At 61.1% G+C, this 17476-nt stretch carries 23 protein-coding genes; 6 read left to right on the top strand and 17 right to left on the bottom strand.

Annotation, left to right across the window (positions count from 1 at the left end; all coding sequences use genetic code 11):
* Positions 1–23: 23 nt before the first annotated feature.
* Complete coding sequence (gene mtgA / locus V6Z53_RS00810) at positions 24–746, bottom strand: monofunctional biosynthetic peptidoglycan transglycosylase (RefSeq protein WP_338583691.1); 723 nt, start codon at positions 744–746, stop codon at positions 24–26.
* A gap of 74 nt (positions 747–820) precedes the next feature.
* Between mtgA and V6Z53_RS00805 the strand changes: the two genes are divergently transcribed.
* From V6Z53_RS00805 to trmB, 4 genes are all read left to right on the top strand, one after another.
* Positions 821–1192, top strand: a complete 372-nt coding sequence (locus V6Z53_RS00805; RefSeq protein WP_056853989.1) for a DUF423 domain-containing protein — start codon at positions 821–823, stop codon at positions 1190–1192.
* Positions 1193–1282: 90 nt separating this feature from the next.
* Complete coding sequence (gene thiS, locus V6Z53_RS00800; protein WP_160386128.1) at positions 1283–1483, top strand: sulfur carrier protein ThiS; 201 nt, start codon at positions 1283–1285, stop codon at positions 1481–1483.
* A 60-nt stretch (positions 1484–1543) separates the two neighbouring features.
* The gene (locus tag V6Z53_RS00795) at positions 1544–2338 is read left to right on the top strand and encodes a thiazole synthase (RefSeq protein ID WP_150701761.1); all 795 of its coding nucleotides are present in this window, start codon (positions 1544–1546) and stop codon (positions 2336–2338) included.
* A 9-nt stretch (positions 2339–2347) separates the two neighbouring features.
* Positions 2348–3073, top strand: a complete 726-nt coding sequence (gene trmB, locus V6Z53_RS00790) for a tRNA (guanosine(46)-N7)-methyltransferase TrmB (RefSeq protein WP_338583689.1) — start codon at positions 2348–2350, stop codon at positions 3071–3073.
* Between the two features lie 132 nt (positions 3074–3205).
* Here trmB and V6Z53_RS00785 read toward each other — a convergent pair whose 3' ends face one another.
* The 9 genes from V6Z53_RS00785 to V6Z53_RS00745 form a co-directional block, all read right to left on the bottom strand.
* Positions 3206–3529, bottom strand: coding sequence for a DUF3392 domain-containing protein (locus tag V6Z53_RS00785; protein ID WP_175387412.1), 324 nt, complete (start codon positions 3527–3529; stop codon positions 3206–3208).
* A 9-nt stretch (positions 3530–3538) separates the two neighbouring features.
* Positions 3539–4744: a radical SAM family heme chaperone HemW gene (gene hemW / locus V6Z53_RS00780; protein WP_338583688.1), complete on the bottom strand. Its 1206-nt coding sequence runs from the start codon at positions 4742–4744 to the stop codon at positions 3539–3541.
* Entirely contained in the window at positions 4741–5337 is a 597-nt protein-coding gene (rdgB, locus tag V6Z53_RS00775; protein WP_338583687.1) for an RdgB/HAM1 family non-canonical purine NTP pyrophosphatase, read from the bottom strand. The genes hemW and rdgB overlap by 4 nt, the downstream gene beginning before the upstream one ends.
* Entirely contained in the window at positions 5334–5768 is a 435-nt protein-coding gene (locus tag V6Z53_RS00770) for a DUF4426 domain-containing protein (RefSeq protein WP_338583686.1), read from the bottom strand. The genes rdgB and V6Z53_RS00770 overlap by 4 nt, the downstream gene beginning before the upstream one ends.
* 26 nt (positions 5769–5794) lie before the next feature.
* Positions 5795–6415, bottom strand: coding sequence for a methionine biosynthesis protein MetW (gene metW, locus V6Z53_RS00765; RefSeq protein ID WP_338583685.1), 621 nt, complete (start codon positions 6413–6415; stop codon positions 5795–5797).
* Between the two features lie 7 nt (positions 6416–6422).
* The gene (locus tag V6Z53_RS00760) at positions 6423–7562 is read right to left on the bottom strand and encodes a homoserine O-acetyltransferase (RefSeq protein ID WP_338583684.1); all 1140 of its coding nucleotides are present in this window, start codon (positions 7560–7562) and stop codon (positions 6423–6425) included.
* 199 nt (positions 7563–7761) lie between these two features.
* Positions 7762–8349 carry a YggT family protein gene (locus V6Z53_RS00755; RefSeq protein ID WP_338583683.1) on the bottom strand — a complete coding sequence of 196 codons (588 nt, stop codon included), beginning with the start codon at positions 8347–8349 and terminating at the stop codon, positions 7762–7764.
* Positions 8350–8373: 24 nt separating this feature from the next.
* Positions 8374–9192, bottom strand: coding sequence for a pyrroline-5-carboxylate reductase (proC, locus tag V6Z53_RS00750; protein ID WP_338583682.1), 819 nt, complete (start codon positions 9190–9192; stop codon positions 8374–8376).
* 34 nt (positions 9193–9226) lie between these two features.
* Positions 9227–9913 carry a YggS family pyridoxal phosphate-dependent enzyme gene (locus V6Z53_RS00745; protein ID WP_338583681.1) on the bottom strand — a complete coding sequence of 229 codons (687 nt, stop codon included), beginning with the start codon at positions 9911–9913 and terminating at the stop codon, positions 9227–9229.
* 56 nt (positions 9914–9969) lie between these two features.
* Between V6Z53_RS00745 and V6Z53_RS00740 the strand changes: the two genes are divergently transcribed.
* Entirely contained in the window at positions 9970–11004 is a 1035-nt protein-coding gene (locus V6Z53_RS00740) for a type IV pilus twitching motility protein PilT (protein WP_338583680.1), read from the top strand.
* 140 nt (positions 11005–11144) lie between these two features.
* Here V6Z53_RS00740 and V6Z53_RS00735 read toward each other — a convergent pair whose 3' ends face one another.
* A complete protein-coding gene (locus V6Z53_RS00735; protein WP_338583679.1) occupies positions 11145–11765 on the bottom strand; it encodes a C40 family peptidase in 621 nt (206 codons plus the stop codon).
* A 249-nt stretch (positions 11766–12014) separates the two neighbouring features.
* Between V6Z53_RS00735 and V6Z53_RS00730 the strand changes: the two genes are divergently transcribed.
* Positions 12015–12446 (top strand): TM2 domain-containing protein, encoded by a 432-nt coding sequence (locus V6Z53_RS00730; RefSeq protein ID WP_338583678.1) that lies wholly within the window; start codon positions 12015–12017, stop codon positions 12444–12446.
* A 96-nt stretch (positions 12447–12542) separates the two neighbouring features.
* Here the strand turns inward: V6Z53_RS00730 and V6Z53_RS00725 are convergent, their stop codons facing one another.
* The 6 genes from V6Z53_RS00725 to V6Z53_RS00700 form a co-directional block, all read right to left on the bottom strand.
* The gene (locus tag V6Z53_RS00725) at positions 12543–13814 is read right to left on the bottom strand and encodes a dihydroorotase (RefSeq protein ID WP_338583677.1); all 1272 of its coding nucleotides are present in this window, start codon (positions 13812–13814) and stop codon (positions 12543–12545) included.
* Positions 13811–14815: an aspartate carbamoyltransferase catalytic subunit gene (locus V6Z53_RS00720; protein WP_338583676.1), complete on the bottom strand. Its 1005-nt coding sequence runs from the start codon at positions 14813–14815 to the stop codon at positions 13811–13813. The genes V6Z53_RS00725 and V6Z53_RS00720 overlap by 4 nt, the downstream gene beginning before the upstream one ends.
* 27 nt (positions 14816–14842) lie before the next feature.
* Positions 14843–15346 (bottom strand): bifunctional pyr operon transcriptional regulator/uracil phosphoribosyltransferase PyrR, encoded by a 504-nt coding sequence (gene pyrR / locus V6Z53_RS00715; protein WP_338583675.1) that lies wholly within the window; start codon positions 15344–15346, stop codon positions 14843–14845.
* Positions 15347–15426: 80 nt separating this feature from the next.
* Positions 15427–15864: a Holliday junction resolvase RuvX gene (gene ruvX, locus V6Z53_RS00710; protein ID WP_338583674.1), complete on the bottom strand. Its 438-nt coding sequence runs from the start codon at positions 15862–15864 to the stop codon at positions 15427–15429.
* Entirely contained in the window at positions 15864–16436 is a 573-nt protein-coding gene (locus V6Z53_RS00705) for a YqgE/AlgH family protein (protein WP_338583673.1), read from the bottom strand. The genes ruvX and V6Z53_RS00705 overlap by 1 nt, the downstream gene beginning before the upstream one ends.
* Positions 16437–16559: 123 nt before the next feature.
* Complete coding sequence (locus tag V6Z53_RS00700; RefSeq protein WP_338583672.1) at positions 16560–17459, bottom strand: energy transducer TonB; 900 nt, start codon at positions 17457–17459, stop codon at positions 16560–16562.
* Positions 17460–17476: the final 17 nt, after the last annotated feature.

Raw genomic sequence — 17476 nt, 5'->3', positions numbered from 1 at the left:
TTTTTGGATCTTTTGATTTTCAATTATTGGGACCAAGGCGCCCGACGCGAATCATTAAGGCCTACCAGATAGCTATCGCCACCCAACTGACTCATCTGCCGCCGAATCCAGCCCGCGCGTCGTGCCACGTACGGGGTCGGATGGCTGGCACTCCACACACGCGGGTTGGGTAGAACGGCGGCCAACAAGCTCGATTGCTGGCGGCTGAGACCTTTGGCGCTTACGCCAAAGTGATGCCTGGCCGCCGCTTCGGCGCCAAACACGCCGTCATCCCATTCGACACTGTTGAGGTAGACCTCAAGAATCCGCTGCTTGGGCCAGAACACTTCGATCAGCCCAGTGAACCAGGCTTCCAGACCCTTGCGCAGCCAGCTGCGGCCGGACCACAGGAACAGGTTTTTCGACACTTGCTGGCTGAGGGTGCTGGCGCCGCGAATCGAGCCGCCGAGTTCGTTGTGAGCCAAGGCGGCCTTGATCGCATTGACGTCGAAGCCCCAGTGCTCCGGGAATTTCTGGTCTTCGCCGGCAATCACCGCGACTTTCAGGTCATCGGAGATCTCTTCCCAGGGTTTCCAGGTGCGTTGCAGGTCAATGGGCTCGCCATCGATCCAGGATTCGATCTTGCGCTCGACCATCAGCGCCGTTCCCGGTGGCGGTACCACGCGGAAAATCAGCACCAGCAGGACGCTGCCGCCCATGAACCAGAGCACGGCCTTGGTGAAACGACGGAAATAGATACGCAGCATAGAGATGGCTTGGCCGAACCCGTTGAGCGGGCCATTATACAGACCCTGTTGATCGAGTCTGACTGGAGTTCTGCATGCTGCGTGGCTTTCTGATGCTGGCCGCTTTTTTCGGCTTCACCGGTGTCGGCCTTGGCGCCTTTGCCGCCCATGGCCTGAAAAACCGTCTTAGCGCCGAGTACCTGGCGATTTTCCATACCGGCGTGACCTATCAGCTGGTGCATACCTTGGCGTTGCTGGGCGTCGCATTGCTGGCCACGCAGATTCCCGGTCGCCTTGTCACTTGGGCTGGCGCATCGTTTGCCATCGGCATCCTGTTGTTTTCTGGCAGCCTGTACGTGTTGACGCTGACCGGTGTCAGCAAGCTCGGCATCATCACGCCGTTCGGTGGGCTGGCGTTTCTGGTGGGCTGGTTCTGCCTGGGGTTGGCCGCCTGGCGGTTGAGCTGACCGTGCAGTCCATTTCATGACGAATGGCTTGGGTCAGCCTGACTGATCGGGCTAGAATGCCAGCCCCTAAAAATGATGGCGGCCTTGCGCATGCGCATTCAGTTGAACGGCGAATCCTTTGAACTGCCCGACGGTGAAACCGTTGCGGCCCTGATCACCCGTCTGGACCTGACCGGACGCCGGGTGGCGGTCGAACTCAATCTGGATATCGTCCCGCGCAGCCAGCATGCCGACACCACATTGAATGACGGCGACAACGTCGAAGTGGTGCATGCCATCGGCGGCGGCTAGCCGTCTGGCCCAAGGGCCGACACAATTCTGCAAGAACCTCACCCCTACAGAGGATTTCCCATGAGCATCGTTCGTAGCGACAAGCCTTTCGTCCTGGCCGGTCGTACTTACCAGTCGCGTTTGCTGGTCGGTACCGGCAAGTACCGTGACATGGAAGAAACCCGCACGGCCATCGAAGCCTCGGGCGCCGAGATCGTCACCTTCGCCGTGCGCCGCACCAACCTCGGGCAGATCGAGGGCGAGCCGAACCTGCTCGAAGTGCTGTCGCCGGACCGCTACACCTTCCTGCCGAACACAGCCGGTTGCTACGACGCTATCGAGGCCGTGCGCACCTGCCGCCTGGCCCGTGAACTGCTCGACGGCCACAATCTGGTGAAGCTGGAAGTGCTGGCGGATCAGAAAACCCTGTTCCCCAACGTGATCGAAACCCTCAAGGCCGCCGAAACATTGGTCAAGGAAGGCTTCGACGTGATGGTCTACACCAGTGATGACCCGATCATCGCCCGTCAATTGGCGGAAATCGGCTGCATCGCGGTGATGCCGCTGGCCGGTCTGATTGGTTCGGGACTGGGGATCTGCAACCCGTACAACCTGCAAATCATCCTCGAAGAAGCCAAGATTCCCGTGTTGGTGGATGCCGGTGTGGGTACTGCGTCCGACGCCACCATCGCCATGGAACTGGGCTGTGATGCCGTGCTGATGAACTCAGCAATCGCCCACGCCCAACAACCGGTCATGATGGCCGAAGCCATGAAACACGCCATCGTTGCCGGACGCCTGGCTTACCTCGCCGGCCGCATGCCGAAAAAACTCTATGCCAGCGCCTCTTCGCCGCTGGATGGTCTGATCAAGTAAGAGCCATTGATGACTGAATCGAACGACACGCCTATCCAGACGGAAGAAGGCGACGAGCGCCAACACCGCCGCATCAAGAGTTTTGTGATGCGTGCCGGGCGCATGACCGAAGGCCAGCAAAAAGGCCTGGATCAGGGCACGCCGCTGTTTGTGCTGCCGTTGGCCGACGCGCCGGTGGATTTCGACCAGGTGTTCGGTCGCTCGGCACCGCGCTCGCTGGAAATCGGTTTCGGCATGGGCCATTCGCTGCTGGAAATGGCCGCCGCTTCGCCGGAGCAGGATTTCATCGGCGTGGAAGTGCACCGTCCGGGTGTCGGCGCGCTGCTCAATGGCGTGCTGACCCAAGGCCTGACCAACCTGCGAGTCTACGATTGCGATGCGATCGAAGTGCTCAACCGGTGCGTGGCTGACAACAGCCTTGATCGCTTGATGCTGTTTTTCCCGGACCCGTGGCACAAGAGCCGTCACCACAAGCGCCGTATCGTTCAGGCGTCGTTCGCTGAGTTGGTACGCAGCAAGTTGAAGGTCGGCGGCATTCTGCACATGGCCACCGACTGGGAACCGTATGCTGAGTACATGCTGGAAGTGATGAACGTCGCCCCGGGTTATCGCAACCTCGCCGAAGACGGCAAGTGCGTACCGCGCCCGGCCGAACGCCCGATCACCAAGTTCGAACGCCGCGGCGAACGACTTGGGCATGGGGTTTGGGATTTGAAGTTCGAGAAGCAGTCTTAAACTTCACTCAATACAAACTGTGGGAGCGGGCTTGCTCGCGAAGGCGTCGTGTCAGTCGACATTAATGTTGTCTGATACATTGCTTTTCGCGAGCAAGCCCGCTCCCACAGTTGTTTTAGGGTGTGGCTGAGATCAGCGGCGGTCGGCGACCACGCCAATCAACACCAACACCACCAGCAACACCGGCGCCAGGCTGTAGTTGTTGAACTGGCTCAAACCCCGAACGATCCACGGCGTTGCGTAGATCAGTGCCGCGCCGCTGCCGATCATGCACAGCAGGGCCATCAGCGGCACGCGCAAGGCGCCGGCGATGCTGCCCAGGCGTTGCTCGACCCAGCCTTTGAAATCCGCACCGAACAGCACCAGCAGACAGCCTACCAAGGCCAGGGCGATTTCCGAGAGGTTGCTGCGGCTCCAGCGGGACACAGTGGCAAGCAGGTCGAGTACCAAATCCATTCGATTTCCTTATGTCAGAAATTTCTGCAGCAAGTCGTTGAGGAAGAGTTGTCCGCGCTCGGTGGCTACCAGACGTGACGGTTCGACCTGCAACAGGCCGCTTTGTTCGGCTTCACGGCGGCCTTCGGCGAGGCTTTCCAGGGTCATGCCGGTGCGCTCCGGGTACAGCCGCGATTCGACGCCTTCAGTCAGGCGCAGCGCGTTCATCAGGAACTCGAACGGCATTTCATCGTTGCCCAGCGCTTTCTCGCCAGCCTGAAAGCGTTTCGCCGGATTCAGGTAATCCTTCGGCAAGCGGGTTTTCCAGGTGCGGACAATGCGCCCGTCCGGGTGGCTGAGCTTGCCATGGGCGCCGGCGCCGATGCCGATGAAGTCGCCAAAACTCCAGTAATTGAGGTTATGGCGTGCCGGCCGACCGGGCAGGGCATAGGCCGAGACTTCGTATTGTGCGTAACCGTGTTCGGCGAGCAGCGCTTGCCCGGCCTCTTGAATGTCCCACAGCGTGTCGTCTTCCGGCAGCGTCGGCGGCTGGTTCCAGAACACGGTGTTCGGCTCCAGGGTCAGCTGATACCACGACAGGTGCGTGGGTTTCAGGGCAATGGCGGTGCGCAGGTCCGCCAAGGCATCGTCCAGGGACTGATTCGGCAAGCCATGCATCAAGTCCAGGTTGAAGTTATCGAACCCGGCCTGACGCGCCATGCCGGCGGCTCGCACCGCTTCGTCGCCGTTGTGGATACGGCCCAAGGCCTCGAGTTTTTCCTGCTGAAAGCTCTGGATGCCGATCGACAGGCGATTGATCCCCAGTTTGCGGTACGCCACGAACTTGTCCTGCTCGAACGTCCCTGGATTCGCTTCCAGGGTGATTTCGATGTCGCTGGCAAACGGGATGCGCTGTTCCACACCTTTGAGCAAGCGACCCAACGCCGTGGCGCTGAACAGGCTTGGTGTGCCGCCACCAAAGAAAATCGAGCTCAGTTCACGCCCGTAAACGGCGTGCAGGTCCTGATCGAGGTCGGCCAGCAATGCGTCGACATACTCTTCTTCCGGCAGCACGGGGCTGGCGGTGTGGGAGTTGAAGTCGCAATAAGGGCATTTGCGTACACACCACGGAATGTGGATGTACAGCGCCAAGGGCGGCAGCACAGGCAGGGCCGCACGAGGCGATGGTGCATCGCCGCCGAAGATCAGCGGCGACGCGGTTGATTCACGGGTCATTTCAAGCCCAGACGCTGGCGCAGCAGATCCATTGCACGAGCGCGGTGACTGATCTGGTTTTTGTCGCCCGGGCTCAGCTCGGCGCTGGAGCATTCGCGCTCCGGCACCCAGAACAGCGGGTCGTAGCCAAAGCCGTGTTCGCCGCTGGCCTGGGTCAGGATTCGCCCGTGCCACAAACCTTCACAGAGGATCGGCAGCGGATCGTCGGCGTGACGCACCAGTGCCAGCACGCATACGAACTGCGCGCCACGTTCGGCTTCGGGTACGTCTTTCAACACGTCGAGCAGCTTGGCGTTGTTCGCCGCATCGCCCTTGCCGTCGGCGTAGCGTGCGGAGTAGATGCCCGGTGCGCCGCCAAGGAAATCCACCGCCAGCCCGGAGTCGTCGGCCAGCGCCGGCAGGCCGGAGATGCGCGCGGCATTGCGGGCCTTGAGGATGGCGTTCTCAACGAACGACAGACCGGTTTCTTCAGGCTCGATGCTGCTGAACTCGCCGATCGAGCGCAGTTGCACCGAATCGCCGAGCATGGCCTGGAGTTCTTTCAGTTTGCCGGCGTTGTGGCTGGCCAATACGAGTTGCGTGAAGTTGATCATTCGCCGGGGAAGAGCTCTTGGTTGAAGTTGATGGTGTTGATTTTGTCACCGGTCTGCACCTTGATGTCGAAGGTGCGGGTTTCCTGCTGCGGGACCGGGTATTGGGCTATGTAGTAGATCGCGCCCTGCTCGGTAATCTGTTTGAACTCCAGCGGTACGCTTTGGCTGGTCAGGTCTTTCACCGTGCCGGTGACCTGCGCCGTCAGCGGTTTGCCATCCTTGAGCACCGAAATGTTGATCACGCCCTGGTTCTTGCTGCGGTTGAGCTCCGCGGCTTTGGCGATGTCCGGTGTCAGGAACGTGGAGTTGAAGGTGTTGTAGTGCACCGTCACGTCGCCAAATTTTTCCTGGCGATCACCTTTGATCGCATCTGCCGCCATGGCCGTGACGCTCAGGCAGGCGGTGAGTAGAAACAGCGCTAGACGACCCATGATCGTTCTCCTCGAAATTGGGTGATTCAGACCGCGACCTTGTGGTCTGCAAGCCCCGGGCTGCTGACGCGGTAAATGCCGATCTCACCTAACAGATTAGGCCAAAGCTTGCTGGCCCACCCGTGCCGATGCTGTTGATCCACGGCCAGCCGATCAATGACCTTCGCTTCACGTTCGCGACACAACGCTTCAAAGTCCGCGAATGTACAGAAGTGGATGTTCGGCGTGTTGTACCAAGTGTAAGGAAGAAATTCGGAAACCGGCATGCGGCCCTTGCTCGCCAGGTACCAGCGGCAGCGCCAGTGACCGAAATTCGGGAACGTGATGATGCACTGGCGGCCGACCCGCAGCATTTCCTCGAGGATCCGGTCCGGGTAGTGCACCGCTTGCAGCGCCTGGGTCATGACCACGACATCGAAACTGTTGCTGGCAAAGTTGCCCAAGCCTTTGTCCAGGTCTTGTTCGATGACGTTGATGCCCTTGGCCACGCACTCGGCGATGTTGTCCGCGTCGTTTTCCAGGCCGTAGCCGGTGACCTGCTTGTTGTCGCGCAGCCAGGTCAGCAGCTCGCCGTCGCCGCAGCCGAGGTCGAGCACGCGGCTGCCGGCGGGGATCCATTCCTGGATGATTTCCAGATCAGCTCTCATGGCTTTCTCACAACGTAATGCGGTTCATGTAATTGCCGAACGCCTGCAAGTAGCGCGGGATCGGAATCAGGAAGGCGTCGTGGCCTTGCGGCGCGTCGATCTCCAGGTAGCAGACGTCCTTGCGCGCGGCCATCAACGCGTCCACCAGTTCCCGCGAACGGGCCGGGGAGAAGCGCCAGTCGGTGGTGAACGACATCACGCAGAATTTTGCGGTGGCGCCGGCGAAGGTTTTCGCCAGGTCATCGTCGAAATTGGCCGCCGGGTCGAAGTAGTCCAGGGCCTTGGTCATCAGCAGGTAGGTATTGGCGTCGAAACGCCCCGAGAACTCTTCACCCTGATAACGCAGGTAGCTTTCGACCTGGAACTCGACGCTGTGGAAGTCGTAGTTGAGCTTCTCGCTCTTCAGGCCACGGCCGAATTTCTCGCCCATGGAGTCGTCGGACAGGTAAGTGATGTGCCCGACCATCCGCGCCAGCATCAGCCCGCGCTTGGGGATCACGCCTTGTTCCTGGAACGAGCCGCCGTGGAATTCGGGGTCGGTAAGGATCGCCTGACGCGCCACTTCGTTGAACGCGATGTTCTGTGCCGACAGCTTGGGCGCCGAGGCGATGGCCAGGCAATGGCGGATGCGGTCAGGGTAAGTGATGCTCCATTGCATCGCCTGCATACCGCCGAGGCTGCCGCCGATAACCGCTGCAAACTGAGCGATGCCGAGGCGATCGGCCAGACGCGCCTGGCTGTGCACCCAGTCTTCCACAGTCAGCACCGGGAAATCGGCGCCAAACGGCTTGCCGGTCTCCGGGTTGATGCTGCTCGGGCCGGTAGAGCCGTTGCAGCCGCCGAGGTTGTTCAGGCTGACCACGAAGAATTTGCTTGTGTCGATGGGCTTGCCGGGGCCGATGCAGCTGTCCCACCAACCGGGTTTGCGGTCGTCGGGGCTGTGATAACCGGCGGCGTGGTGGTGACCGGACAAGGCGTGGCAGATCAGCACGGCGTTGCTCGCCGTGGCGTTCAGCGTGCCGTAGGTTTCGTAAATCAGGTCATAGGCTGGGAGCGAACGTCCGCAGGCCAACGCCAGGGGTTCGCTGAAGTGCGCCACTTGCGGCGTCACCAGACCAACAGAATCGGGGGGGAAGGCAGCTGGCATCGACCCTGCTCTCATTGAAATGAGGCGTAAGTCTAAAGACCGCTGGGGTTAGCGGCAAGCAAAGGCCGGGCCTGATTTTTCCCGGTAGACCGAGGTGCGCCCATCGCGGGCAAGCCTTGCTCCTGCAGAGGTCGCGTAGATCCTGTAGGAGCAAGGCTTGCCCGCGATGAACGATGATGCGGTCATTGCGCCGAACGCATCAGATCAGCCCGAACAATTCCTTCGGCATCAGCGCGTAGTACGCCAGGCGCGGGATCAGCCAGCTTTGCAGCAATTGCAGGGCAATGAACGCGAAGATCGGCGAGATATCGAGGCCGCCCAGGTTCGGAATGATCCGGCGGAACGGCGCGAGCACCGGCTCAGTGATTTGCTGGACCAGTTCCGCGCCCGGGTTGTGGCTTCCCGGCGCGACCCAGGACAGGATCACGCTGATGATCATCGCCCAGAACAGAATCTTCAGAAACAGCGCGAAGATGCCGATCAGCGCCCAAGGCACAAGGAGCAGCGCGTCGACGCCGTAGCCGCTGAGCAACAAGATCACCGCGAACAACGCCATCTGCACCAGCAACGCCAGCACCAGCGAAGACATATCCAGGCCGAACATGCTCGGAATGACCCGGCGCAGTGGCTTGAGCAGCGGTTGAGTGGCCTTCACGATGAACTGGCAGAGCGGATTGTAGAAGTTGGCCCGCACCAATTGCAGGATGAAGCGCAGCAGCACGATCAGCAGGTACAGGCTGCCCAGGGTTTGAATCACAAAAATGGCAGCGTCATTGAGTCCGGGCATTATTGATTCCTTATTAAGAGCTGATTAGCGACCGAGTTGCTCAGCCATCTCGGCGGAGCGGTGCGCGGCGGCGCCCAATGCTTTTTCGACCAGGGCTTCGAAGCCGTTGGCCTGGAACGACTTGATGGCCGCTTCCGTAGTGCCCGCGGGCGAAGTGACGCGACGACGCAGTTCAGCGGCGTCGACATCACTGCTCACAGCCATGTGCGCGGCGCCCAGGGCGGTTTGCAAGGTTAGCTGCGCAGCGATGTCTGCTGGCAGGCCGAGCTTCACGCCGGCGGCGGTCATGGCTTCGATCAACAGGAAGAAGTACGCCGGGCCCGAACCAGAAACGGCGGTGACCGCGTCCAGTTGCTGTTCTTCGCTGAGCCACAACGCGATGCCAACGGCAGACAGCAGTTCTTGAGCTTGCTGACGCTGCTCGGCGGTCACTTCTGCGGTAGCGAACAAACCGCTCACGCCCTCGCGCAGCAGCGCCGGGGTGTTAGGCATGCAACGCACGATCGGCTGGGCGCCGAGCCAGTTGTTCATGCTGGCGCAGGTGATACCGGCGGCAATCGACACCACCAGTTGCCCGGGCTTCAGGTTCGGGCGAATGGCTTCGCACACGGCTTTCATCGCCTGTGGCTTGACCGCCAGTACCACCACATCGGCGCCTTCAATAGCTTGGGCGTTGTCGGCGAACACCTCGATGCCATGTTCGGCGCTTACGCGGGCACGGGTTTCTTCGCCCGGGTCGCTGGCGCGGATCTGCGCCGCTTCCAGACCTTTGGCCCGCAGGCCGCCGATCAGGCTGGCGGCCATGTTGCCGGCACCGATAAAGGCAATACGTGTCTTGCTCATGTCAGGTCCTTATTCAGAAGTGTGTCAGCCATGATTACGGCTGACTGTAGTCGCGGGCGCCAAACAGGGCCGTACCGATACGGACCCAAGTGGCGCCCTGGGCAATGGCCGACTCGAGGTCGTGGCTCATGCCCATGGAAAGTGTGTCGAGCGGCAGGTTCAGGCTGGCTTGCAGGCTTTGCACGGCAGCGAAAGCGGCATCCTGGGCGGCGCGATCTTCAGTCGGCTCGGGGATGGCCATCAATCCGCGCAACTTCAGGCGCGGCAGGGCGCTGATGGCATTGGCCAGGGCCGGCAGGTCCGCCGGAGTGCAGCCGGATTTACTGGCTTCACCGCTGACGTTGACCTGGATACAGATGTTCAGAGGCGGCAGATCGGCAGGGCGTTGCTCGGACAATCGTTGTGCAATTTTTAGGCGATCCACGGAATGCACCCAGTCGAAGTGCTCGGCGATGGCGCGAGTCTTGTTCGATTGAATGGGGCCGATGAAGTGCCAGATCAAGGGCAGGTCGGCCAATTCGAGCTGCTTGCCCAGGGCCTCTTGCAGGTAGTTCTCGCCAAAGTCGCGCAGGCCGGCGGCATAGGCTTCACGCAGGGCTTGTGCGGGTTTGGTCTTGCTCACGGCCAGCAGCTGGACGCTATTTTCGGCGCGGCTGGCGGCGAGTGTTGCAGCATGTATGCGCGAACTAACTTCGAGAATGTTGTCTGCTATGGTGGACATCAAGAGGCGCCAGCGGTCTGAAGGTTCGCGGCATTCTACTGGAATTGAGAGACGCTATGGATATCACTGAACTGCTGGCCTTCAGCGCCAAACAGGGTGCATCCGACCTGCACCTGTCGGCCGGTCTGCCGCCGATGATTCGGGTGGATGGCGATATACGACGCATCAATCTGCCGGCTCTGGACCACAAGCAGGTGCAGGCGCTGATCTACGACATCATGAACGACACCCAGCGGGTGGACTTCGAAAAACACCTGGAAACCGACTTTTCCTTCGAAGTGCCCGGCGTGGCGCGCTTTCGGGTCAACGCCTTCAACCAGAGCCGTGGCGCTGGCGCGGTGTTCCGCACGATCCCGTCCAGAGTCCTGAGCATGGACGAATTGGGCATGGGCGACGTATTCCGCAAGATGACCGACGCACCTCGCGGGCTGGTGCTGGTGACCGGCCCGACCGGTTCCGGCAAGTCCACCACGCTGGCGGCAATGATCGATTACCTGAACAACCATCGCCATCACCACATCCTCACCATCGAAGATCCCATCGAGTTCGTCCACGAATCGCGCAAATGCCTGATCAATCAGCGTGAAGTCCACCGCGATACCCGCAGCTTCGCCACGGCGCTGCGCTCGGCTTTGCGTGAAGACCCGGATGTGATTCTGGTGGGTGAGATGCGTGACCTGGAGACCATTCGCCTGGCACTGACCGCAGCGGAAACCGGTCATTTGGTGTTCGGCACGCTACACACCACGTCGGCGGCGAAAACCATCGACCGGATCGTCGACGTGTTTCCGGGGGACGAGAAGTCCATGGTGCGGTCGATGCTGTCCGAGTCGTTGCTGGCAGTGGTGTCGCAGACGCTGGTAAAGAAGATTGGCGGTGGGCGCATTGCGGCGCACGAAATCATGCTGGGAACGTCGGCGATCCGGAATCTGATTCGCGAAGACAAGGTGGCGCAGATGTACTCATCGATCCAGTCGGGCGGGTCGCTGGGGATGCAGACACTGGATATGGGTTTGAAGGACTTGGTGACCAGAGGGTTGGTCAGTCGGGAGCAGGCGCGGGAGAAGGCGCGGTCACCGGATGGGTTTTGAGGATTGAAATGCAACCTGTGGCGAGGGAGCTTGCTCCCGCTGGGTTGCGAAGCAGCCCCAAAAAACGGGAGCGCTACGCACTGGGGCGCCAGCCCGGTCCAGCGGGGCAAGCTCCCTCGCCACAAGTGCTCGCCGTCAGATCAGCGCTGAACAACCCGCAACGCATTCTGTTCTTTCGGCAGAACCCGCTTGGCAACCACGTAATGTTGTTCCCAGTACGGTTTCTTCAAGGTGTCGATGGTCACCGACTTGCCACGGCGAGGCGCGTGGATGAAGCGGTCGTTGCCCAGGTAGATGGCAACGTGGTTGACTCGACGGCTCTTGATATTGAAGAAAATCAGGTCGCCCGGTTTCAAATCGTTGCGATCGACTTTCTCGCCGTGACCGCTGGCCATGGCATTGGACGTACGTGGCAGGTCGAACGTGGCGTCGTTGAACGCGTATTTCACCAGGCCGCTGCAATCGAAGCCTTTGCTCGGGCTGCTGCCGCCCCAACGGTACGGCGTACCGAGGACGTTCACCGCGCGGCTCAGCACGTTGCTGCTTTCCTTGGTCGCCATAGGTGGCACCAGGCTGCTTTTGCTGCTGCTCAGTTGTGGAGCAGTCTTGAGCGATTTCTTGCTTTTGCTCGAAGGAGCAGAAGCATGGGATTTTGGGGTGTAACCATTAACGTTCGGAAGACGTTGCTCACGATTGGTGGCGTGGGCGGCCAGTGGCAATAATAGGCAAATGGTTAGCCATGTCTTGAAAAATGGACGCATTAGGCAAGGCTCGTATGGGTTAGCGCGAAACTTTATAACAGCTTTTTTTAGCATTCCGAGGCCGTTTGTCGATTCCACTTGGTTCTAACGGAACCAAACAAGCGGAAAAAGGACGCAATTGTCGGACAGAACTCAAGTGCTACAAGGCTTTGACGGACGTGACGGTAGCATTTGCCATACGTCGGCTGCTCGTAAAAAAGTCACAAAGATTTAAAGAATATTTATCTATCGTGTGAATCGAGGTCATCCATGAACACCTATCAATCGCCCGTTCCGCATCAAGACACGCACAGTAAAGTGATTGGTTATCTGCTGTGGATTTTCGGGTTTACCGGTGCTCACCGCTTCTATTACGGCAAGCCGGTGACCGGGACGATCTGGTTCTTCACCTTCGGATTATTGGGGATTGGCTGGTTGATCGACCTGTTCCTGATCCCGGCCATGGACCGTGAAGCGGATTTGCGGTTTACCGCAGGTCCCATCGAGTACAACGTGGCGTGGATTCTGCTGACGTTTCTCGGCGTGCTCGGCGTGCACCGGATGTATCAGGGGAAGTGGATCAGCGGGTTGCTGTATCTGGTGACGGGCGGGGTGTTCTTTCTGGGGGTGCTGTATGACTTCTGGACGTTGAACGATCAGGTTTCCGTGCGCAACGCGCAGAATCGCGGCACTTTCCAGTAAGTTGTGGCGAGGGAGCTTGCTCCCGCTGGGTCGCGAAGCGACCCCAAAACAGGTCTGCTGCGCAGCCCAGCGGGAGCAAGCTCCCTCGCCACAGTCTTAAGCCTGGTGGCTAATCCGCCCATCCACCAGTGTGTAACGCACAACACCCGGCAAGCTATGCCCAATGAACGGGCAGTTCTCGCCCTTGGACAGCCAGGTCTCACCGGCCACGGTTGAAGCCGCAGGGTCGAACAGCACGATGTCCGCCGCGCCACCCACCGCCAGTTTGCCGGCCGGCAGGCGCAAGGCCTCGGCCGGGCCAGCGCTCAAGCGCGCCAGCAATGTAGGCAAGTCCAGCAAACCGTCTTCCACCAATGTCATCGCCAGCGGCAGCAACAGCTCAACGCTGCTGATGCCCGGCTCCGTGGCGCCGAACGGCGCCAGTTTGGCGTCCCGCTCATGGGGTTGGTGATGGCTGGAAATGGTCGAGACCACGCCCGATTTCACTGCTTCACGCAGGCCGTCGCGGTCGGCGCGGGTGCGCAGCGGCGGTTGTACGTGATACAGGCTGCTGAAATCGATCAGTGCTTCGTCGGTCAGGATCAGTTGATACAGCGCGACATCGGCGGTGACCTTCAAGCCACGGGCCTGAGCCTGGGCGATCAGGGCCACACCACGAGCGCTGGTGAGCTGACTGAAGTGCGCACGCACGCCGGTTTGCTCGACCAACAGCAGATCCCGGGCCAGGGCCACGGTTTCTGCGGTTTCCGGAATGCCCGGCAAGCCGAGGAAGCTCGCGGTCGGGCCTTCGTGGGCCAGGCCACCTTCGGCAAGGTCGTGATCCTGAGAGTTGAAAATCACCGTCAGGTCGAAGGTTGCCGCGTAGTCCAACGCCCGGCACAGGGTGCGGGTATTGCGGAAGCTCTCCAGGCCGTTGCCGAAGGCCACGCAACCGGCGTCGCGCAAGGCAACCAGTTCGGCCAGCTGTTCGCCGTCCAGACCTTTGCTCAGCGCGCCGATCGGGAAGACTTTGGTGTTGCCGGCCTCGCGGGCGCGGTCGAGGATCAGTTCAGCCACTGCCGAAGTGTCCAGAACCGGTTTGGTCTTCGGCGGGCAGCACAGGCTGGTGACACCGCCGGCCGCTGCGGCACGGGTTTCGCTGACGATCGAGCCTTTGCGGCTGTAACCCGGCTCGCGCAGGGCGACGTTGAGGTCGACCAAACCAGGCGCGGCCACAAGGCCTTTGGCGTCAATGGTGTCGACAGCGACGAAACCGGCCGGCGCGGCGCCCAGGGCGACGATCTTGCAGGCTTCGATGTGAATATCGGTGACTTGATCCAGGCCGCTGGCCGGATCGATGACGCGGGCGCCGAGAATGCTGAGCTTCACTGAACGTTCTCCTGCTCGAATTGGCGCTGGGCTGTTTGCCCGCTCATGGCCATGGACAGCACCGCCATACGAATTGCGATGCCGTATGTCACCTGGTTGAGGATCACCGAGTGCGGGCCGTCGGCCACCGCCGACTCAATCTCCACGCCGCGGTTTATCGGCCCCGGGTGCATGACGATGCAATCGGGTTTGGCGCCGGCCAGGCGCGCGGTGGTCAGGCCGAACAGGCGGTAGAACTCGCCTTCGCTTGGCAGCAGGCCACCGGTCATGCGCTCGCGTTGCAGACGCAGCATGATCACCACGTCGACGTCTTTCAGGCCTTCGGTCATGTCGGTGTAGACCTTCACGCCGTATTGCTCGATGCCGATTGGCAGCAGGGTTTTCGGCGCGATCACGCGGATGTCCGGGCAACCCAGGGTTTTCAGGGCCAGCATGTTCGAACGCGCCACCCGCGAGTGCAGGATGTCGCCGACGATGGCTACCGAGAGATTTTCGAAGCCGCCCTTGTGCCGGCGGATGGTGAGCATGTCGAGCATGCCCTGGGTCGGGTGCGCGTGACGGCCGTCGCCACCGTTGATGATCGCCACTTGCGGGCAAACATGTTCAGCGATGAAGTGTGCAGCGCCGGAGTCACCGTGGCGCACGACGAACATGTCGGCGGCCATGGCTTCCAGGTTGCGCAGCGTGTCGAGCAGGGTTTCGCCCTTGCTCGCCGACGATGTCGACACGTTGAGGGTGATCACGTCGGCCGACAACCGCTGGGCCGCCAGTTCGAAGGTGGTGCGGGTGCGGGTGGAGTTCTCGAAAAACACGTTGCACACGGTCTTGCCGCGCAGCAACGGGACTTTCTTCACCGCCCGGGCGCCGACTTCGAGGAAGGAGTCGGCAGTGTCGAGGATTTCCGTCAGCAACTCGCGGCGCAAACCGTCGAGCGAGAGGAAGTGGCGCAGCTGGCCCTGATCATTGAGCTGCAGCGGGCGCTTGGTATCTAGAGGCGTCATCGCGAGGGGGACTCTCAATAGGGCGGATTAAAGGGCGAGGTCTTGCAGTTCGAGCGCAAGCTCCGGGCCGGACAGCTTCACGCGCTCGTGAGCGGACAGCGACAGGGTCGCGCCGACCACGTTCGGGCGGATCGGCAGCTCGCCGGCGTCCAGGTCCAGCAGGCACACCAGCGTCACGCTGGCCGGGCGGCCGTAGTCGAACAGTTCGTTCATGGCGGCGCGGATGGTACGGCCGCTCATCAATACGTCATCGATCAGCACCAGGTGCTGGCCTTCGATTTCGAACGGCAGCGCAGACGGACGCACTTGCGGGTGCAGGCCGTTCTGGCTGAAGTCATCGCGGTAGAAGGACACGTCCAGGGTGCCGAGCGGCTCGTCGCTGCCCAGTTCCTTGAGCAAGGCCTGGGCGACCCAGACGCCGCCGGTACGAATGCCGATGAAGCGCGGGTCACTGATGCCGCGGTGTTCCAGGTGGGCCTTCAGGCGAGTGGCCATCTGGCTGATCAGTTCGGCGGGATTGGGCAGGCTCATGGTTGCTCCTTCTTGGGCCCGAGCCGGGTCGTGTAGCGGGTGGCTCGGGTTGTAGCTATATAGAGGCGCGTAGCGGCTCTTCAGGATTCGAACAGTGCGCCGTTTTCGTCGAGCCAGCCTTGCAGCAGCAGGGCGGCGGCGATGGCGTCGACGGGGTTGTCTCGGTAGCTGCCCTTTTGTCCGCCGCGATCACGTCGCTCGCCTTTGGCTTCAAAGGTCGTCAGGCGTTCATCGTGGGTATAGAAGGGCAGGTTGAAGCGGCCGTTGAGGCGGCGGGCAAATTTTTCGGCGCGCAGGCACATGTCGCTCGGTGTGCCGTCCATGTTCAACGGTAGGCCAACCACCACGGCGTCGGGCTTCCACTCTTTGATGAGGGCTTCAACCTGACCCCAGTCGGGAATGCCGTTCTGCGCTTTCAACGTGCACAGCTCGCGGGCCTGGCCGGTAATCACCTGGCCGACCGCAACGCCGATCTGTTTGGTGCCGTAGTCAAAGCCCAGAATCAACCGCAGGGCCATCAGGCGTGCCCCGCCTGGCTGGTGAGCAGGCTGAGGTTGACGCCCAGGTGTTTGGCCGCCGCTTCCAGGCGCAGCTCGCTGCTGGTGTTGAACAGGATGTCGGCGTCGAACGGGCAGGTCAGCCAGGCGTTCTGCGCCAGCTCGGCTTCCAGTTGCCCGGCTTCCCAACCGGCGTAGCCGAGGGCGATCAGGCTCTTGGGCGGGCCGAAGCCGTCGGCGATGGAGAACAGCACGTCCTGGGAGGTCGACAGGGACAACTCGTCTTCCAGATCAACGGTCGCCTGGAAGCTCTGCCCTTTGGGGTGAAGGACGAAGCCGCGATCGGTCTGCACCGGGCCGCCGATGAAGATCGGCACATGCTGGCAGAGCGCTGGCGGCTCGATATCCGGGCGCAATTGCTCAAGGATATCGGCCAGGCTCAGCTCTTGTGGACGGTTGACCACCAGCCCCATGGCGCCATTGGCCGTGTGCTCGACGATGTAGGTCAAGGTGTGCGCAAAGTTCGGGTCGGCCATGTGTGGCATGGCGATCAGGAATTGATGCTTGAGGTAGCTGGGGCTGACGTTTTTCATGACCGCTAGTGTGGCGTTCGAGGGGCGAACTGACAAGCTTGAACAAGGCAAAAGATCGCAGCCTTCGGCAGCTCCTACAGGGGAATGAGTACATCTGTAGGAGCTGCCGAAGGCTGCGATCTTTTAATTACTGGACAACCGATCGCCGCGCGCAAACTTCCACGTCCGGATAATTTCCAGGCGATCGATATCCGACAAATCACCGGTAAACGGCGCAAACGGCGCCGCCAGCCGCACGATGCGCTGCGCCGCCTGATCCAGCAGCGGTTGCCCGGAGGATTCCAGCACCAGCACTTCATACAGCGAGCCGTCGCGGTTGATCGACACCATCAGGCGCAAATTGCCGTAAATCTGTTTGCGCCGGGCTTCATCCGGGTAATTGAGGTTGCCGATGCGCTCGACCTTCTTGCGCCATTCGTCTTTGTACCAGGCGCCCTTGTCGCGCATGGTCGAGGCGGCGCTCAGGCGGTGGATGCGCGGGCGCTTGGCGTACAGCTGTTGTTCGTTGGCCAGTTCGGCTTCCAGGCTGGCGATGTCGCTGGACAGTTGTTCAGTGTCGAACGTCGGCGCGGCCACCGCAGGCTTGGTGACAGGCTTGGGTTCTTCGGTTTTGGTGGCGGCTTTCTTCGGTTTCGGCGCGACGGTGGTCACGGCAGCCTTGGGCGGGGCTTCCTGTTGTTCAGGTTTGGCCGCTGGCGGTGGCGTGACTTTTTGCACCTTGTTGTCCTGGAACGGCGCGATCTCGGTGGTCTTGGGGATCGCCTTTTTATCCAGGGTGCCGCTGCCTTGCTGGTTTTCCTGGGCGAGGAAATCGGCCTTTTCCGGCTTCTTTTCGCTCTTGAACGTGGCGAGGGTGATTTCCAGGGTCCGGCTGATCTGCTTGGGCTCGACCACGGCAAACCCGACGCCCAGCAGCAAGGCCAGGTGAATCAGCGCCGCCAGAAACAGGGTAAAACCGAGGCGATCGGCCGGGCGCACGCCACGGTGGGCGAGTTCGGCGGGCAGATCGGACGGGAGGGTCATGACAAGGAAACCAACAT

It is taken from the genome of Pseudomonas sp. MAG733B, assembly GCF_036884845.1.
Lineage (GTDB): Bacteria > Pseudomonadota > Gammaproteobacteria > Pseudomonadales > Pseudomonadaceae > Aquipseudomonas.
Note: the sequence above shows the minus strand (reverse complement) of the source record. Positions and strands in the feature narration are given on the sequence as shown.

What these genes read in the sequence shown, in the direction of transcription:
- mtgA (WP_338583691.1), bottom strand. Translation starts at nt 746, where the DNA reads ATGCTGCGTATCTATTTCCGTCGTTTCACCAAGGCCGTGCTCTGGTTC.
- V6Z53_RS00805 (WP_056853989.1), top strand. Translation starts at nt 821, where the DNA reads ATGCTGCGTGGCTTTCTGATGCTGGCCGCTTTTTTCGGCTTCACCGGT.
- thiS (WP_160386128.1), top strand. Translation starts at nt 1,283, where the DNA reads ATGCGCATTCAGTTGAACGGCGAATCCTTTGAACTGCCCGACGGTGAA.
- V6Z53_RS00795 (WP_150701761.1), top strand. Translation starts at nt 1,544, where the DNA reads ATGAGCATCGTTCGTAGCGACAAGCCTTTCGTCCTGGCCGGTCGTACT.
- trmB (WP_338583689.1), top strand. Translation starts at nt 2,348, where the DNA reads ATGACTGAATCGAACGACACGCCTATCCAGACGGAAGAAGGCGACGAG.
- V6Z53_RS00785 (WP_175387412.1), bottom strand. Translation starts at nt 3,529, where the DNA reads ATGGATTTGGTACTCGACCTGCTTGCCACTGTGTCCCGCTGGAGCCGC.
- hemW (WP_338583688.1), bottom strand. Translation starts at nt 4,744, where the DNA reads ATGACCCGTGAATCAACCGCGTCGCCGCTGATCTTCGGCGGCGATGCA.
- rdgB (WP_338583687.1), bottom strand. Translation starts at nt 5,337, where the DNA reads ATGATCAACTTCACGCAACTCGTATTGGCCAGCCACAACGCCGGCAAA.
- V6Z53_RS00770 (WP_338583686.1), bottom strand. Translation starts at nt 5,768, where the DNA reads ATGGGTCGTCTAGCGCTGTTTCTACTCACCGCCTGCCTGAGCGTCACG.
- metW (WP_338583685.1), bottom strand. Translation starts at nt 6,415, where the DNA reads ATGAGAGCTGATCTGGAAATCATCCAGGAATGGATCCCCGCCGGCAGC.
- V6Z53_RS00760 (WP_338583684.1), bottom strand. Translation starts at nt 7,562, where the DNA reads ATGCCAGCTGCCTTCCCCCCCGATTCTGTTGGTCTGGTGACGCCGCAA.
- V6Z53_RS00755 (WP_338583683.1), bottom strand. Translation starts at nt 8,349, where the DNA reads ATGCCCGGACTCAATGACGCTGCCATTTTTGTGATTCAAACCCTGGGC.
- proC (WP_338583682.1), bottom strand. Translation starts at nt 9,192, where the DNA reads ATGAGCAAGACACGTATTGCCTTTATCGGTGCCGGCAACATGGCCGCC.
- V6Z53_RS00745 (WP_338583681.1), bottom strand. Translation starts at nt 9,913, where the DNA reads ATGTCCACCATAGCAGACAACATTCTCGAAGTTAGTTCGCGCATACAT.
- V6Z53_RS00740 (WP_338583680.1), top strand. Translation starts at nt 9,970, where the DNA reads ATGGATATCACTGAACTGCTGGCCTTCAGCGCCAAACAGGGTGCATCC.
- V6Z53_RS00735 (WP_338583679.1), bottom strand. Translation starts at nt 11,765, where the DNA reads ATGCGTCCATTTTTCAAGACATGGCTAACCATTTGCCTATTATTGCCA.
- V6Z53_RS00730 (WP_338583678.1), top strand. Translation starts at nt 12,015, where the DNA reads ATGAACACCTATCAATCGCCCGTTCCGCATCAAGACACGCACAGTAAA.
- V6Z53_RS00720 (WP_338583676.1), bottom strand. Translation starts at nt 14,815, where the DNA reads ATGACGCCTCTAGATACCAAGCGCCCGCTGCAGCTCAATGATCAGGGC.
- pyrR (WP_338583675.1), bottom strand. Translation starts at nt 15,346, where the DNA reads ATGAGCCTGCCCAATCCCGCCGAACTGATCAGCCAGATGGCCACTCGC.
- ruvX (WP_338583674.1), bottom strand. Translation starts at nt 15,864, where the DNA reads ATGGCCCTGCGGTTGATTCTGGGCTTTGACTACGGCACCAAACAGATC.
- V6Z53_RS00705 (WP_338583673.1), bottom strand. Translation starts at nt 16,436, where the DNA reads ATGAAAAACGTCAGCCCCAGCTACCTCAAGCATCAATTCCTGATCGCC.
- V6Z53_RS00700 (WP_338583672.1), bottom strand. Translation starts at nt 17,459, where the DNA reads ATGACCCTCCCGTCCGATCTGCCCGCCGAACTCGCCCACCGTGGCGTG.